At 71.5% G+C, this 16,112-nt stretch carries 14 protein-coding genes; 1 reads left to right on the forward strand and 13 read right to left on the reverse strand.

Annotation, left to right across the window (positions count from 1 at the left end):
- Positions 1-57: 57 nt before the first annotated feature.
- Positions 58-615 carry a YceI family protein gene (locus ACH4F2_RS15485; RefSeq protein WP_398133206.1) on the forward strand — a complete coding sequence of 186 codons (558 nt, stop codon included), beginning with the start codon at positions 58-60 and terminating at the stop codon, positions 613-615.
- Here ACH4F2_RS15485 and ACH4F2_RS15490 read toward each other — a convergent pair.
- The 13 genes from ACH4F2_RS15490 to ACH4F2_RS15550 form a co-directional block, all read right to left on the reverse strand.
- Positions 602-1,153, reverse strand: a complete 552-nt coding sequence (locus ACH4F2_RS15490; protein ID WP_398133207.1) for a cysteine hydrolase family protein — start codon at positions 1,151-1,153, stop codon at positions 602-604. The two genes, ACH4F2_RS15485 and ACH4F2_RS15490, sit on opposite strands and share 14 nt — an antisense overlap.
- A 155-nt stretch (positions 1,154-1,308) precedes the next feature.
- Complete coding sequence (locus tag ACH4F2_RS15495) at positions 1,309-2,661, reverse strand: hypothetical protein (protein ID WP_398133208.1); 1,353 nt, start codon at positions 2,659-2,661, stop codon at positions 1,309-1,311.
- A 60-nt stretch (positions 2,662-2,721) separates the two neighbouring features.
- Positions 2,722-4,326 (reverse strand): citramalate synthase, encoded by a 1,605-nt coding sequence (cimA, locus tag ACH4F2_RS15500; RefSeq protein WP_398133209.1) that lies wholly within the window; start codon positions 4,324-4,326, stop codon positions 2,722-2,724.
- A 304-nt stretch (positions 4,327-4,630) separates the two neighbouring features.
- Complete coding sequence (locus ACH4F2_RS15505) at positions 4,631-5,896, reverse strand: TolB family protein (protein ID WP_398133210.1); 1,266 nt, start codon at positions 5,894-5,896, stop codon at positions 4,631-4,633.
- 151 nt (positions 5,897-6,047) lie between these two features.
- Complete coding sequence (locus tag ACH4F2_RS15510) at positions 6,048-6,659, reverse strand: TetR/AcrR family transcriptional regulator (RefSeq protein WP_398133211.1); 612 nt, start codon at positions 6,657-6,659, stop codon at positions 6,048-6,050.
- Between the two features lie 149 nt (positions 6,660-6,808).
- On the reverse strand, positions 6,809-7,837 hold the full coding sequence (locus tag ACH4F2_RS15515) for an agmatine/peptidylarginine deiminase (RefSeq protein ID WP_398133212.1): 1,029 nt from the start codon (positions 7,835-7,837) through the stop codon (positions 6,809-6,811).
- 17 nt (positions 7,838-7,854) lie between these two features.
- Positions 7,855-9,570, reverse strand: coding sequence for an urease subunit alpha (locus tag ACH4F2_RS15520; RefSeq protein ID WP_398133213.1), 1,716 nt, complete (start codon positions 9,568-9,570; stop codon positions 7,855-7,857).
- The gene (gene ureA / locus ACH4F2_RS15525; RefSeq protein ID WP_398133214.1) at positions 9,567-10,271 is read right to left on the reverse strand and encodes an urease subunit gamma; all 705 of its coding nucleotides are present in this window, start codon (positions 10,269-10,271) and stop codon (positions 9,567-9,569) included. The genes ACH4F2_RS15520 and ureA overlap by 4 nt, the downstream gene beginning before the upstream one ends.
- A gap of 272 nt (positions 10,272-10,543) precedes the next feature.
- Entirely contained in the window at positions 10,544-11,632 is a 1,089-nt protein-coding gene (locus tag ACH4F2_RS15530) for a branched-chain amino acid aminotransferase (RefSeq protein WP_398133215.1), read from the reverse strand.
- Between the two features lie 259 nt (positions 11,633-11,891).
- Entirely contained in the window at positions 11,892-12,935 is a 1,044-nt protein-coding gene (locus tag ACH4F2_RS15535) for a 3-isopropylmalate dehydrogenase (protein WP_398133216.1), read from the reverse strand.
- Between the two features lie 75 nt (positions 12,936-13,010).
- On the reverse strand, positions 13,011-13,142 hold the full coding sequence (locus ACH4F2_RS15540) for a hypothetical protein (protein ID WP_398133217.1): 132 nt from the start codon (positions 13,140-13,142) through the stop codon (positions 13,011-13,013).
- 304 nt (positions 13,143-13,446) lie between these two features.
- Positions 13,447-15,087 (reverse strand): L-glutamate gamma-semialdehyde dehydrogenase, encoded by a 1,641-nt coding sequence (gene pruA, locus ACH4F2_RS15545; RefSeq protein WP_398133218.1) that lies wholly within the window; start codon positions 15,085-15,087, stop codon positions 13,447-13,449.
- A gap of 49 nt (positions 15,088-15,136) precedes the next feature.
- On the reverse strand, positions 15,137-16,063 hold the full coding sequence (locus tag ACH4F2_RS15550; protein ID WP_398133219.1) for a proline dehydrogenase family protein: 927 nt from the start codon (positions 16,061-16,063) through the stop codon (positions 15,137-15,139).
- Between the last annotated feature and the right edge of the window lie 49 nt (positions 16,064-16,112).

The raw sequence follows: 16,112 nt of genomic DNA on the forward strand, positions 1-16,112 counted from the left end.
TTGAAAGTTCAACATCGGCATGCGACATCACGATCGGCCCCTTTCCTGGAGGACACCGTGACCACCACTCCCGACCTCGCCACGCTGACCGGCGCGTACACGATCGACCCCGCCCACACGACGATCGGCTTCACGGCCCGCCACGCCATGGTCACCAACGTCAAGGGCAAGTTCCTGGACTTCAGCGGCTCGCTCCACCTGGACGGCGCCGACCCGTCCCGCTCCACGGCCTCCCTCGACATCACGATGGACAGCATCGACACGGGGTCCGCCGACCGCGACGGCCACCTCAAGAGCTCGGACTTCTTCAGGACGGACGAGTTCCCGAAGATGACCTTCCGCTCCACCGGCGCGCAGGCCCTGGGCGACGACGCCTACCGCGTCACCGGCGACCTCACGATCCTCGGCACCACCAGGCCCCTCACGATCGACCTGGAGTTCAACGGCGCCGCCAAGGACCCCTTCGGCAACGAGCGCGTCGGCTTCGAGGGCAAGTCGGAGATCAAGCGCTCGGAGTGGGGGCTCACCTGGAACGCCGCCCTGGAGACCGGTGGCGTGCTGGTCTCCGACAAGATCAAGCTGAACTTCGACATCTCGGCGATCAGGCAGGCCTGAGCTCGACGTCGGCGGCGGCCCGGACCCGGATACGGCGCCCGGGCCAGCCGATCATCCGGTAGACCGCGTTGCAGTGGGCGATCGAGCGCTCCGCGGGAACCAGGCCGTCGGCGTCCGCCTCGCCACGCCGCGAGGTGGTGTGCCCGTCGGCCACGACGACCAGGTCGTAGCCCCGGCTCAGCGCCTGCCGCGCCGTGGTGTCCACGCAGACCTCCGTGGCGAAGCCCGTCACGATCACCTCGGTGACGCCGAGCGCCTGGAGGATCTCGTCGAGGGCGGTGCCCAGGAAGCTGTCCGGGGTCGTCTTGTCGACGACCGGCTCCCCTTCCCGGGGCGCCAGCTCGGGCACGACCCGCCAGCCTTCGGTGCCGGGCACCATCCCCTCGCCCCGCTGCCGGACGGTCACCACCGGCACACCGGCCGCCCGGGCCCGCTCGCTCAGCCCCGCGATCGCGTCGACCGTCCCGCAGGCCCGGTGCGCCATGGCGACCGTGGCGTTCTGTATGTCGATGACGAGGAGCGCGGGGGTGTACGGCATGGGCTCACGCTAGCGAACGGGAACTCGCCGGGTCCGCCCGTACGGCGAACTCGCGCGCAGGCACTGCCCGGGTTCTCTCGGTCGTGCCGCCCGCTGAAACGCGTCAGCCTGCCCTCCGCGGGGCGGTGACGGCGGGGCGCCGCACCGCCACCCGGTCAGAAGCCGCCGCCGAAGTCCCCTCCGCCGCCGAAGCCGCCGCCACCGCCGAAGTCACCGCCGCCGAAACCACCCCCGAAGTCGCCGGGGTCGAAGTCGGCGCCGGAGACGTCGCCGCCGTCGTATCCGCCGAAGTCGCCGTAACCGGCGCCGTAGCCGGCTCCGTAGGCGGGGCCCGCCATCATGCTGCCCAGCATGGTGCCGAACAGCAGGCCGGGAAGGATGCCGCCACCGAAGTAGCCGCCCGCCCAGGGGCCGTAGGCCGGGCCCGCGTCCCAGTAGGGACGTCGGCCGTACTCGGTGTCCACCTCGCGGATCATCGGGTCCCGGCCGGCGGACAGCCGGGTCCGGTCGGCCTCGCAGACGGGCACCTCACGGGTGGCGCCGCCCGGTGGCGTCCAGGTGACGTCGGCGACCGACGGGCCGTGGCGCGGGTCGAAGAAGCAGGGCGGCCGGCGTTCGGGCAGCGGCCTGCCCTCGCGGCGGGCGGCGAGCTCGGCGAGCGAGAAGCGGCCGTCCTCCAGGGCCTGGGTGACGGCCCGGACGTCCTCCGGTTTTCGGGCGTCCGCCATGTACGTCTTGGCCTGCTCGTAGGCGTCGAGGGCGCGTGCGTAGTCGGTGCGCATCGCGTCGTCGGCGCGCGGCTCCGCCGGGTGGAAGTCCAGGCGGTCGAGTTCCTCGCCGAACGCCGTGATGTCCTCGTCGACCACGACCCGCAGCCTCTCCAGTGCCTCCCGCTGCTCCTCCTCCCGGCGGCGCCGGTTGCGGCGGGAGAGCGCGTAGACGCCCGCGCCGCCGACGGCCACGACCGCACCCGCCGTGATCAGGGCGCCGGTCGGCGCGGAGGCGTCGCCGGAGTCCCAGGACGTGGGCGCGGAGCCGCGCACGCTGCGCAGCGCGTCGTCGACGAAGTCGTTGAGCTGGGCCTTGGTGTCGCCCGCGCCCTGCACGGCCGTGACCAGGTTGTCCACACCCTGGCGGCTCAGCACTCTGCTGTCGGCGCGCGCGTCGAACTCGTCGCCGAGGCGGACGCCGTACAGGCCGGTGATGCCGGTCTCGGTGCGGAGGTTCTGGAAGAGGTTCTGGGTCGGGTAGTCCGCCGGGAGGACCGCCACGAAGACGGGTTCGTTCGAGTCCTCGATCTTGTCGGCGAGGGCCTCCGCGTCCGCCGACGACAGCAGGTCGGAGGCGGCAGGGTCCACGTACACGGGACTTTCGCGCAGGGCTGCGCCGATCTCGGAGACGTCGGTGGCCGCCTGCGCGCCGGGCGCACCGGCCATCAGTACCGCCAGCGCGGCGACGACCGGCGCGATCAGGAGGCGTATGAGGGCTCGAACACGTACGTCCGCCATACGTTCGAAAGTACCCGAATCGCCCCGAATAAGACATCAGTACGGGCGAGGAAAACCGGCTCACCCGGCGGGCGCGACCCCCGCCCGCAGCAGCCCGTACGTGTACGCGTCCTCCAGGGCCTGCCACGAAGCGGCGATGACGTTCTCCGCGACGCCCACCGTGGACCACTCCCCCGTCCCGTCGCTCGTGGAGATGAGGACCCTCGTCGTGGACTGGGTGCCGTGCACGCCCTCCAGGATGCGGACCTTGTAGTCGACCAGGTCGAGCTTGGCCAGCTCCGGGTAGATCTTCTCCAGGGCGACGCGCAGGGCACGGTCCAGGGCGTTGACCGGGCCGTTGCCCTCGGCCGTGGCGACGATGCGCTCGCCCTTGGCCCAGAGCTTGACCGTGGCCTCGTTGGCGTGGATGCCGTCGGGGCGGTCCTCGGCGATGGAGCGCCAGGACTCGACGTCGAAGTACTTGAGGGGACTGCCCTCGGCCTCCGCGCGCAGCAGGAGCTCGAAGCTCGCGTCGGCGGCCTCGTACGTGTAGCCCGCCAGCTCGCGCTCCTTCACGCGCTCGACGACCCGGCCGACCAGTTCGCGGTCGCCGCCGAGGTCGATGCCGAGTTCCTTGCCCTTGAGCTCGATGGAGGCGCGGCCGGCCATGTCGGAGACCAGCATCCGCATGGTGTTGCCGACCTGTTCGGGGTCGATGTGCTGGTACAGGTCCGGGTCGACCTTGATGGCGGAGGCGTGCAGGCCGGCCTTGTGGGCGAAGGCGGAGACGCCGACGTAGGGCTGGTGGGTGGAGGGGGTGAGGTTGACGACCTCGGCGATGGCGTGGGAGATCCGGGTCATCTCGCGCAGCCGGCCCTCGGGCAGCACCTGCTTGCCGTACTTCAGCTCCAGCGCGGCCACGACCGGGAACAGGTTGGCGTTGCCGACGCGCTCGCCGTAGCCGTTGGCCGTGCACTGGACGTGGGTGGCGCCCGCGTCGACCGCGGCGAGGGTGTTGGCGACGGCGCAGCCGGTGTCGTCCTGGGCGTGGATGCCGAGCCGGGCGCCGGTGTCGGCCAGCACGGTGGCGACCACGGCCTGGATCTGCGCCGGGAGCATGCCGCCGTTGGTGTCGCACAGGACGACGACGTCGGCGCCCGCCTGGGAGGCGGCGCGGACGACGGCCTTCGCGTACTCGGGGTTGGCGCGGTAGCCGTCGAAGAAGTGCTCGCAGTCGACGAAGACCCGGCGGCCCTGCTCCTTGAGGAAGGAGACGGTGTCGGCGACCATCGCCAGGTTCTCGTCGAGCGTGGTGCGCAGGGCGAGCTCGACGTGCCGGTCGTGGGACTTGGCGACCAGGGTGATCACCTGGGCGCCCGATTCCAGGAGCGCCTTGACCTGGTGGTCCTGGGCGGCGGTCGTGCCCGCGCGGCGGGTGGAGCCGAAGGCGACCAGCTGGGCGTGGTTCAGGTCGATCTCCTGCTGGGCGCGGGCGAAGAACTCGGTGTCCCGGGGGTTCGCGCCGGGCCAGCCGCCCTCGATGAAGCCCACGCCGAAGTCGTCCAGGTGCCGTGCGATGGCCAGCTTGTCCGCGACCGTGAGGTTGATGCCCTCGCGCTGCGCGCCGTCGCGCAGGGTGGTGTCGAAGACGTGGAACGAATCGTCGAGTTCGCTGGGTGCGGTCATGATCTGAAGGCTCCTGTATGGGATCTCGGTCTACCGGAATGACCGGTTCCACCGTCCGTCTATGATCCCTCGCGCTCTCTTCCCGGCTGGGGGTGGGCCAGGAAAACGAAAAACCTCTCGCGGGTGCGAGAGGTCTGCGCGCGGGTCGAGGACGACGGTGTCCACCCGTACCTGGTCGTACGTGGTGGTCACTGCGGACCGGCGCGCCTGCTGCCAATAATCATGGCGAACGAGAGCACGCGGGCAGTCTGGCACAGTCTGTCCCCGTGCTCACCGTCCGTCTCAGGATGCGAGCAGTGGATGTTCAGCGCAGGCGTCGCACGAAGCCGTCGTAGTGGCCGTTGGTGTCCCCCGGGACCAGTTGCGCGGAGTCGCTGCCGAGGCCGATGCGCCGGGCGTCCGCGCTCACCCAGGACACCGTCACGGAGGCGTCGGTCACCGGGCCCCCGGCGACGGACTCGCTGACCGTACGGGTGGTGCCGTCGCGCAGGTCACGCAGGTAGACGTTGGCCGGTCCGAGCCGTCCGTCCGCCGACCGGGGGTCCGCCTGGTAGGCCAGGTACCGGCCGTCCGGGCTGAGCACCGGTTGACGCGGCCCCTCCTCGCCGGCCGTTCCGGGACCGACGCGGCGGGTGACGTCCGTGCGCAGGTCGCGGACGTAGAGGTGGGTGTCGTCCCCGGGGGTCTCGCCCGGCACCAGGTCGTCGCCCCAGTACTGGAAGGCGATGGTCCGGCCGTCCGCGGAGAGCGAGGCGGGCAGCGCGTACCGCTCGGCCGGGGTGCCGTCCGCTCGGACGTTGACCCGCTCCTCGCTGCCGGTGCGTCGGTCGTGGACCCAGGTGGCGCCGCCGGAGCTGCGCGGCACCATCTGCGTGTACGCCACGTGGCGGCCGTCGGCGCTGATGGCCTGCAGCAGGGCGGGGTCGGTGGGGCGGTCGCGGTTGCTGATCCGCTCCACGGCGCCGGTGCGCCGGTCGAGGACGTACACGGCTCCGAAGAGGTCGCCGGGTTCGTGCTCCATCCGGTCGGCCTTGGCGTTGAAGGCGACGTAGCGGGCGTCCCCCGACATGACGGCGCCGCCCGCGTGGGCGGAGCCCCCGTCGAGGCCGACGCTGATCCGCTCGGTGCGGCCGGTGCGCCGGTCGTGCAGGTAGATGTCGTACGCCCCGGCGTCCGCGGGCGGGATCTCCCGGTCGACCAGGTTCCGGGCCTGGGAACGGAACAGGACGTGACGTCCGTCGGAGCTGATGGCGAGCGCCGAGGAGTCACCGTCGGCCTGCGCACCGTCCGGGCCCACGTTGACCCGCTCGACGGTTCCCTCGCGCAGGTCGCGCACGAAGACGTCCGCGAGCGCGTTGGTGTCGCCGGGTACCAGGTTGGACGCGTATCCCGAGAAGACCGCGAACCGGCCGTCGGCGCTGAGCTGCGGGCCGTACGAGTCGCCGTCGCCCTGCTCCCCCGTCGCCGCCAGCGTGACCCTCTCGGTCCCCGGCTTCGGCGCCGCTGCCGCCGAGGTCGCCGACAGCGCGACCATCGCCCCCGCGAGCACCGCGACGGACGCTCCACGCATGGATCTGAGCACGATTCCCGACCTGAGCACGATTCCCCCTGTTTCCCCGTTGACGCCTTCCCCCGGCCCCGCGCCGAGGGGCTCCCCCGATCCAAGCCCATCGCACGCCACAGGGTCAATCACCCGTATTGCGTACAGCCCGGGCGCGGGGTCAGACGTCCGCGAGGAGACCGCTCGCCAGGAACTCCCTCACGTGGCCCAGGACTTGGTCCCGGTCCGTGCCCCGCAGCCCGATCGCCACGTGGATGGCGAAGCCGTCGAGGAGGGCGCGCAGCCGGGACGCGAATCGGTCGGGGTCGACGCTGCGGAACTCGCCGCGCGAGATGCCTTCGGCGAGCAGCGCGACCAGGTCGCGGTGCCAGGCGCCCTCGATGGCGGCCTGCCGGTCGCGGGCCTCGTCGGCGGCGTTCTGCGAGCGGTTCCAGACCTCCAGCCACAGCGTCCAGTGCGGGTCCCGGTGCCCGTCGGGGACGTAGAGGTCGACGTAGGCGTCGAGGCGTTCGCGGGACGTGCCGGGACGGGTGAGGAGCCGGCCTCGTTCGACGCCGAGGCGGCCCTCGCTCCACTCCAGGGTGCGCAGCAGCAGTTCGTCCTTGGAACGGAAGTAGTAGAGGAGGTGGCCACTGCTCATGCCGACCTCTCGGCCGAGCGCCGCCATGGTGAGCTTCTCCAGGCCGCGCTCGTGGATCATCTCCATGGCGGCGGCGAGAACGGCCTCGCGCGGCGGGGCGGGGGTGCGGCGACGGGCGCCGGGGGTGCTCATGCGGAGGTCACCCGGGCCGCGGGCCGCGCGCCGTCCGGGGTCGGCGGCCCGTGGCGCCGCGGGCGTTCGGACACTTCGGGCAACGGGCGCGGCCGCTCGGTGAGGTGGTGGCCGGGGGCCGTGCGGAGCAGGACGTTCACCCGTATGTTCTACCTGACGGCGGTCTTCGGCTGCTGCTGCGTGATGCAGTGGATGCCGCCGCCGCCCGCGAAGATCGTGCGCGCGTCCACCAGGGTCACCGTCCGCCGCGGGTGGAGCCGGCGGAAGATGCCGGCCGCGATCTCGTCGTGCGGGTCGTCGAAGGCGCACAGGACGACGCCGCCGTTGCAGAGGTAGTGGTTGATGTACGAGTAGTCGACCCAGTCGCCCTCCTCGTCCTTCAGGACGGTCGGGGCGGGTACCTCGACGACCTCCAGGCGGCGGCCCCTGGCGTCGGTCTGGCCGCGGAGGATCTCCAGGTACGCCTGGGAGCGGGCGTGGTCGGGGTGGGCGGGGTCGCGCTGGCTGTGCACGACGACGGTGCCCGGCCGCGCGAAGGCGGCGACGATGTCGACGTGGCCCTGGGTGCCGTACGTGCCGTAGTCACCGGTCAGGCCGTGCGGGAGCCAGATGGCCTTGGTGGTGCCGAGCTTGGCGTGGATCTCCGCCTCGACCTGCTCGCGGGTCCAGCCGGGGTTGCGGCCGGAGCCGAGCTGGACGGTGTCGGTCAGCAGGACCGTGCCCTCGCCGTCGACGTGGATCGCGCCGCCCTCGTTGACGAGCGTGCTGCCCAGCACGGGGGCACCGGTGAGATGCGCGACATGGCGGGCGATCTCGGAGTCGTGCTCCCAGCGGGCCCAGTCCTGGGCGCCCCAGCCGTTGAACACCCAGTCCACGGCGGCCAGGCCGCCCTGCCCGTCCGTCACGAAGGTCGGGCCGATGTCCCGCATCCAGGCGTCGTCCAGCTCGCGCTCGACCAGGTCGACGTCCGGGCCGAGCAGTTCGCGCGCCGAGTCGCCCTGGCCGGGTCCGTGCACCATCGTCACCGGCTCGAAGCGGCGCACCGCGCGGGCGACGGACGCCCAGGCCGCACGGGCCTCGGCCAGTTCCTCGGCGCCGCTGAACGTCGGGTTGGGGCCGGGCCAGGCCATCCAGGTGCGTTCGTGCGCGGCCCACTCGGGGGGCATGCGGAAGGTCATGGAGGTGTCCCAGGAGGTCAGAGGAAGTAGAGGCGGTTGAGCGAGACGGAGTCGGCCGGTTCCGAGCGCAGCGGGTCGCCGTCCAGGGTGACCAGGCCGGTGCGCTGGGCGACGTCGACCACGCCGGTACGGGAGTTCAGGCGCAGGTCGGCCGGGCCGATGCCGCGGGTGCCGCGCACGGCGACCCTGCGGCGCCGGGTCGGCATGGTGTCGCCGCCCTGGTCGAGAGCGGCCTGCGCGACGAAGGCCACCGATATCTCGGCGGGCGTGGCGCCGTGCGCGCCGAACTGCGGTCCGAGGACGAGGGGCTCGCAGGTGTCGGTGGCCGCGTTCGGGTCGCCGACCACGCCGTACGCCGGGAAGCCCGACTTGAGGACGAGCTGCGGCTTGGCGCCGAAGTACTCCGGGCGCCACAGGACGATGTCGGCGAGCTTGCCGGCCTCGATGGAGCCGACCTCGTGGGAAAGGCCGTGGGCGATGGCGGGGTTGATGGTCAGCTTGGCGATGTAGCGCAGGACGCGTTCGTTGTCGTGGCCGCCGTCGGGGGCGCCGAACTCGGCCTTCATCTTCCCGGCCATGGCGAAGGTGCGGCGGACCGTCTCGCCGGCCCGGCCCATGCCCTGCGCGTCGGAGGAGGTGATGCCGATCGCGCCCAGGTCGTGCAGCACGTCCTCGGCGCCCATGGTCCCGGCGCGGATGCGGTCACGGGCCATGGCGGCGTCGCCCGGCAGCTCCGTCTTCAGGTCGTGGACGGAGACGATCATGCCGTAGTGCTCGGCGACCGCGTCCCGGCCGAAGGGCAGGGTGGGGTTGGTGGAGGAGCCGATGACGTTGGGGACACCGGCCATCTTCAGCACGTTGGGGACGTGTCCGCCGCCGCAGCCCTCGATGTGGAAGGCGTGGATGGTGCGGCCCTCCAGGACGCGGAGGGTGTCCTCGACGGAGAGGCACTCGTTCAGGCCGTCGCTGTGCAGGGCGACCTGGACGTCGTGTTCCTCGGCGACGCGCAGGGCGGTGTCGAGGGCGCGGGTGTGGGCGCCCATGTCCTCGTGCACCTTGAAGCCGGACGCGCCGCCCTCGGCCAGCGCCTCGATCAGGGGCGCCCGGTCGGACGACGATCCCCGGCCCAGGAAGCCGATGTTGACGGGCCAGGCGTCGAAGGCGCCGAACGCGTGCTTCAGCGCCCAGGGCGAGTTGACGCCGACGCCCCAGACAGGGCCGAACTCCTGCCCGATGACCGTCGTCACACCGGACGCGAGCGACGCCTCCATGATGCGCGGGGAGAGCAGGTGGACGTGGGTGTCGACGGCCCCGGCGGTGGCGATGAGGCCCTCGCCGGAGACGATGGACGTACCCGTGCCGACCACGACGTCCACGCCGTCGAGGGTGTCGGGGTTCCCGGCCCGGCCGATGGCGTGGATCCGGCCCTCGCGGATGCCGATGGAGACCTTCCGGATGCCCTGGGCGGCGTCGATCACGACGACGTTGCTGATGACGACGTCGCAGGTCTCGCGCACCGCGGCGGCCTTGAGGTGGAGTCCGTCGCGGGCGGTCTTCCCGAAGCCGGCGAGGAACTCGTCGCCGTGGCGCTGGGCGTCGGACTCGACGCGGATCACCAGCCCCGAGTCGCCGAGGCGGAGGCGGTCGCCGGCGCGGGGGCCGTGGGTGGCGGCGTAGGCGCGGGGGTCGACGTGGACCGACTCGCTGACCTCGCGTCCCTTCGACCGGCTCATCGTTCGCCTCCTACCGGCGCTTGTCGCGCGGCGCCCAGGTATCCGCAGGCCGCCGCCCGCCGCAGGGCCTCCTCCTTCGCTCCCGGCGCGTCCAGCGGCCCGTCGACCAGACCGGCGAACCCGATCGCGACCCGCCGCCCGCCGATGGGCACCAGGCCCACCTCGGCGCTCTCCCCGGGACCGAAGCGGACCGAGGACCCGGCGGGTACGGCGAGGCGCATGCCGTAGGCCCGCTCGCGGTCGAAGTCCAGGCGCGGATTGGCCTCGAAGAAGTGGAAGTGGGAGGTGACGGAGACGGGCACGGTCGCGGTGTTGGTGACCGGGAGGTGTACCGCCGCCTCCGGTTCGGCGTGGCCGGGGCCCGGCAGCAGGGCGCCCGGCGCCCGCTCCCCGAGTCCGCCCCCGATCGGGCCGGAGACGACCGCGAGCCGGGAGCCGTCGTCGAAGACGGCCTCCACGTGCACCTCGGTGACCACGTCCGCGACGCCGGGCAGCACGTCGTCCGGGCCGAGTACGGAGCGGGCCCGCTCGACCGCCTCCGCGAGGCGGGCGCCGTCGCGTGCGGCCTCGCACACGGTGTCCGCGATGAGCGCGGTCGCCTCCGGCACGTTCAGCCGCAGGCCGCGGGCGCGGCGGGCGCGGGCCAGCTCGGCCGCGCCGAAGAGCAGCAGCCGGTCACGTTCCGTGGGAGTCAGTCTCACGACGCGACACCTCCTTGCCATCCATAAGTTCGAGCAACACTCTAAACCTGGATCCCATGGAAAAGAAGCATCGATGGATCCGCCTGTAGGCATGACTTCGAGCGCTGCTCTAAACGGTGGGCAAGGTGGTGCACGTGCTGCCGCCCCCGCGCCCTGCTTCGGCAGGGCCCGGGGGCGGCAGACTCAGCCCGTCCGGTGTCCGGGAGGGAGGCCGTTCAGCGGGGGGACGGGGACGGAGCCTCCGGCAGCGCCACGCACCGGCGCCGGGTGCCTCACGCCAGGCGGTGCATCCACCCGTGCTCGTCCTCGGCGGTGCCGCGCTGGATGTCCAGCAGGGCCGCGCGCAGACGCCGCGTCACCTCGCCCGGCTCGCCCCCGCTCTGCTGCCACTGCGCCCCGGCCCGCTTCACCGTGCCGACCGGCGTGATCACCGCCGCCGTTCCGCAGGCGAAGACCTCCGTGAGGGTGCCGTTCTCCGAGTCACGCTGCCACTGCTCGACGGAGACACGACCCTCCTCGGCCTCGTAGCCGAGGTCGCGGGCGACGGTGAGGAGGGAGTCGCGGGTGACGCCCTCCAGGATGGAACCGGTCAGGGCCGGGGTGACGATCTTGTCGCCGTACACGAAGTACAGGTTCATGCCGCCGAGTTCCTCGACCCACTGGTGCTCGACCGCGTCGAGGTAGCAGACCTGGTCGCAGCCCTTGGCGGCGGCCTCGGCCTGGGCGAGGAGGGACGCGGCGTAGTTGCCGCCGGTCTTGGCGTCGCCCATGCCGCCGGGGACGGCGCGGACGCGGTCCTCGGAGACCCAGATGGAGACGGGCTTGACGCCGCCCGGGAAGTAGGCGCCGGCCGGGGAGGCGATGACGATGAAGAGGTACTCGTTGGCCGGCTTCACGCCCAGGCCGACCTCGGTCGCGATCATGAAGGGGCGCAGGTAGAGGGATTCCTCACCGCCGTGCGCCGGAACCCAGCTCTGGTCCTGCCGCACCAGCGCGTCGCACGCCTCGATGAACGTCTCCACCGGCAGCTCAGGCATGCCGAGCCGACGCGAGGACGCCTGGAAGCGCTGCGCGTTCTTCTCCGGGCGGAAGGTGGCGACGGACCCGTCGGGGCGCCGGTAGGCCTTCAGTCCCTCGAAGATCTCCTGCGCGTAGTGCAGGACCATGGTGGCCGGGTCGAGGGAGAGCGGGGCGTACGGAACGAGCTGACCGTCGTGCCAGCCGCGGCCCTCGGTCCACTTGACCGTCACCATGTGGTCGGTGAAGTGGCGGCCGAACCCGGGGTTGGCCAGGATCGCCTGCCGCTCTGTGTCGGAGAGCGGGTTGGCGGAGGGCTTGAGCTCGATCGTGGGCGTCGTCATGGGTTGATGTCCTTCACCGGTTTGGTTGTGACGGGCCGCGGTCACGCCCGTACGGCCGGTGGCCGGTGCCAGGACGTCCGAGCATTCCCTCAGGTCGCGGCTTCGCGTTCGATTATCGCGCGCCGCCCGTGACGGATGAAGCGGGGTGAATGCGGCCCAGGGTTCGATGGTCGCACCTTGCGGACGCAGGAGAAAGCCGCCGGGTGCCTTGTTTCTTGGACCCGGCGGCTTCGAAAGGTTGGATTTCGAGTGCGCCGGGTCAGCCGGCTACTCGTACGGCGAGCGCGTCGCCGATCTCGGAGGTGCTCCGGGCGGGCAGGTCACCGCGTGCGCCGAGGTCGGCGGCGACGGCGTCCTCGATCCGGGCCGCCTCGGCGTCGTGGCCGAGGTGGCGCAGCAGCAGGGCGACGGACAGGACGGTGGCGGTGGGGTCGGCCTTGCCCTGGCCAGCGATGTCGGGCGCGGAGCCGTGCACCGGCTCGAACATCGAGGGGAAGTCGCCGGACGGGTTGATGTTCCCGCTGGCGGCGACACCGATGCCGCCGGAGACGGCCGCGGCGAGGTCGGTGATGATGTCGCCGAAGAGGTTGTCGGTGACGATCACGTCGAAGCGCTCGGGCTGGGTGACGAGGTAGATCGTGGCCGCGTCGACGTGCATGTACTCGGTGGTGACGTCGGGGAACTCCTCGGCCACCTTGTCGAAGACGCTCGTCCACAGGTGACCGGCGAAGGTCAGCACGTTGTTCTTGTGGATGAGCGCCAGCTTCTTGCGCGGGCGGGCCTGCGCGCGGGCGAAGGCGTCGCGGACCACGCGCTCGACACCGAAGGCCGTGTTGACGGAGACCTCGGTGGCGACCTCGTGCTCGGTGCCCTTGCGGATGGTGCCGCCGTTGCCCGTGTACGGGCCCTCGGTGCCCTCGCGGACGACGACGAAGTCGATCTCCGGCTGGCCGGCGAGCGGGGTGGCGACGCCCGGGAGCAGCTTGGACGGCCGCAGGTTGACGTGGTGGTCGAAGGCGAAGCGGAGCTTGAGCAGGAAGCCGCGCTCCAGCACACCGGACGGCACCGAGGGGTCGCCGATCGCGCCGAGGAGGATGGCGTCGTGCGCCTTGAGGGCGTCGAGGTCGGCGTCGGTGAGGGTCTCACCGGTGGCGTGGTAGCGCCGGGCGCCGAAGTCGAACTCCTTGGTCTCCAGCTTCACATCCTGCGGAAGGACGGCGGAGAGGACCTTCAGGCCTTCGGCCACGACCTCCTGGCCGATGCCGTCACCGGGAATCACTGCGAGATTGAGGCTGCGAGACATGACGGCACCCTACCCCTCGTCCCACGGGATGACATGCGGCGTCCGGCATGCGGACGCCGGCCTGTCACCTCCGGCTCAGTGGCCGGTGGCGCCGCCGTTGTCACGGCGGTCGAGGGAGCGCTGGAGGGCGGCGGCCGCGTTCTTGCGGTCGGAGTCACTGGTACGGGGGAGGTGGCGGACTCGGCGGCGGACGGTCGTCTCGGCCATGGGAATCGTCTCCTTCGGCGCGCGGGAGCACGGAAAGCGAGTGGTGCGGGGAGACGCCGGAAGGGCGGGGAGCGCGGTGCCGCAGGGGTTGCCTGCACGGGGCCCGGCTCACGACCGCCATTCGCTCGATCGAGCGGGACGTTCGGCTCCTACAAAAATAGGGGAGCACAGAGCGTCTGTCTCCACAGTTACTCGGACTTCCTACTATCTGAGACAGTGCCGTCGGTCACTCTGCCGTGACCTGCGAAAACGTCGGACGGGCCAGGTCGGGGGGAGACCTGGCCCGTCCGGGATCGGGTGGGCGTCAGCCCATGTGCGGGTACGTGTAGTCGGTCGGCGCGACCAGCGTCTCCTTGATGGCGCGGGTCAGGGTCCAGCGCATCAGGTTCTGCGGGGCGCCCGCCTTGTCGTTGGTGCCGGAGGCACGGCCGCCGCCGAAGGGCTGCTGGCCGACCACGGCGCCGGTCGACTTGTCGTTGATGTAGAAGTTGCCGGCCGCGTAGCGCAGCTTCTCCATCGTGTAGGCCGCCGCGGCGCGGTCGCCCGAGATGACCGAGCCGGTGAGCGCGTAGTCCGACACCGACTCCATCTGGGTCAGCATCTCGTCGTACGCGTCGGCCTTGCTGTCGTCGTACACGTGCACGGCGAGGAACGGGCCGAAGTACTCGGTGCGGAAGACCTCGTTCTCCGGGTCGGTGCACTCGACGACCGTCGGGCGGACGAAGTAGCCGACCGAGTCGTCGTAGGAGCCGCCCGCGACGATCGTGCAGGTCTCGTCGGCCTTGGCGCGGTCGATGGCGGCCTTGTTCTTGGCGAAGGACCGCTCGTCGATGACGGCGCCCATGAAGTTCGACAGGTCGGTGACGTCACCCATGGTGAGGTAGTCGACCTCGGCGGCGAACTCCTCCTTGAAACCGTCGTTCCAGATGGACGCCGGGATGTACGCGCGGGAGGTGGCGCTGCACTTCTGGCCCTGGTACTCGAAGGCGCCGCGGGTCAGGGCGGTCTTCAGCACGGCGCGGTCGGCGCTCGGGTGGGCGACCAGGAAGTCCTTGCCGCCGGTCTCGCCGACCAGGCGCGGGTAGGTGCGGTACTTCTCGATGTTGTTGCCGACCGTCTTCCACAGGTGCTGGAAGGTCTTGGTCGAGCCGGTGAAGTGGATGCCGGCGAGGTCCCGGTGCTCCAGGGCGACCTCGGAGACCGCGATGCCGTCACCGGTGACCAGGTTGATGACGCCCTTGGGCAGCCCGGCCTCCTCCAGGAGCTGCATGAGCAGCACGGCGGCGTGGGTCTGCGTCGGGGACGGCTTCCAGACCACCACGTTGCCCATCAGGGCCGGGGCGGTGGGCAGGTTGGCCGCGATCGCGCTGAAGTTGAAGGGCGTGATCGCGTAGACGAAGCCCTCCAGCGGGCGGTGGTCCATGCGGTTCCACACGCCCTGGGAGTTGGCCGGGGGCTGCTCGGCCAGGATGCCTCGGGCGTAGTGCACGTTGAAGCGCCAGAAGTCGATCAGCTCGCAGGGGCTGTCGATCTCGGCCTGCTGGGCCGTCTTGGACTGGCCGAGCATGGTGGAGGCGGCGATGGTCTCGCGCCACGGGCCGGACAGGAGCTCGGCGGCGCGCAGGATGATCGCCGCGCGGTCGTCGAAGGACATCGCGCGCCATGCCGGGGCGGCGGCCAGGGCGGCGTCGATCGCGTCCTGGGCGTCCTGCTGGGTGGCGTTCGCGTAGGTGCCCAGGCGCGCCTTGTGGTTGTGCGGCTGCACGACGTCGAAGCGCTCGCCGCCGCCCATCCGCTTCTCGCCGCCGATGGTGCAGGGCAGGTCGACCGGGTTGTCGGCCAGCTCCTTGAGCTTGACCTCCAGACGGGCACGCTCGGGCGAGCCGGGGGCGTAGCCGTGCACCGGCTCGTTGACGGGGGTGGGGACCTGGGTCACAGCGTCCATGGGTTCCGTAGCTCCTTGACTTCAGCGGGTTGTGCGAGCGGGTGCGGGCTCAGCCCTTGGTGACCATCGAGCGGGCGAAGAACCGGAGGTTCGCCGGCTTCTCCGCCAGACGGCGCATGAAGTAGCCGTACCAGTCGGTGCCGTAGGCGGTGTAGACGCGCATGCGGTGTCCCTCGGCGGCCAGCCGCAGGTGCTCGTCGCCGCGGATGCCGTACAGCATCTGGAACTCGTACTCGTCGAGCTTGCGCCCGGCGGTGCGGGCCAGCTCCTGCGCGATGGAGATCAGGCGCGGGTCGTGGGACCCGATCATCGGGTAGCCCTCGCCCTCCATCAGCGTCCGCAGGATGCGCACGTACGCCTTGTCGATCTCGTGGCGCTGCTGGTACGCGACCTCGGCGGGCTCCTTGTAGGCGCCCTTCACCAACCGTACGCGAGAGCCGCTGTCGGCGAGCCGGCGTGCGTCGCCCTCGGTGCGGAAGAGGTAGGCCTGGATGACGCAGCCGGTCTGCGGGACGTCCTTGCGCAGTTCGTCGTGGATGGCGAACATCGAGTCGAGGGTGGTGTGGTCCTCGGCGTCGAGCGTGACCGTGGTGCCGATCTCGGCAGCGGCCTCGACGACCGGGCGGACGTTCTTCAGGGCCAGCTCGTGGCCGCCGTCCAGCGCCTGGCCGAACATCGACAGCTTCACCGACATCTCGGCGCGGGTGCCGAGGTCCAGCGGCTTCAGCCGGTCGATCAGCTCCAGGTAGGCGTCGCGGGCGGCCTCGGCCTGCGCGGGGTTGGTGATGTCCTCGCCGACGACGTCCATCGTCAGTTCCAGGCCCTGGTCGGTGAGGTCCCTGATGATCGGCACGATCTCGTCGACCGTCTCGCCGGGGATGAACCGGTCCACGACCGGCTTGGTCACCGGCGCGGCCGAGACCAGACGACGCATCCGGTCGCTGCGCGACGCAGCGAGAATCACGGGACCCAGCACGGGGCACCTCCACTTACCAACCAACACGAGGCCGCCTGCCCGGTGAACG

It is taken from the genome of Streptomyces sp. NPDC017890, from assembly GCF_044328675.1.
Lineage (GTDB): Bacteria > Actinomycetota > Actinomycetes > Streptomycetales > Streptomycetaceae > Streptomyces.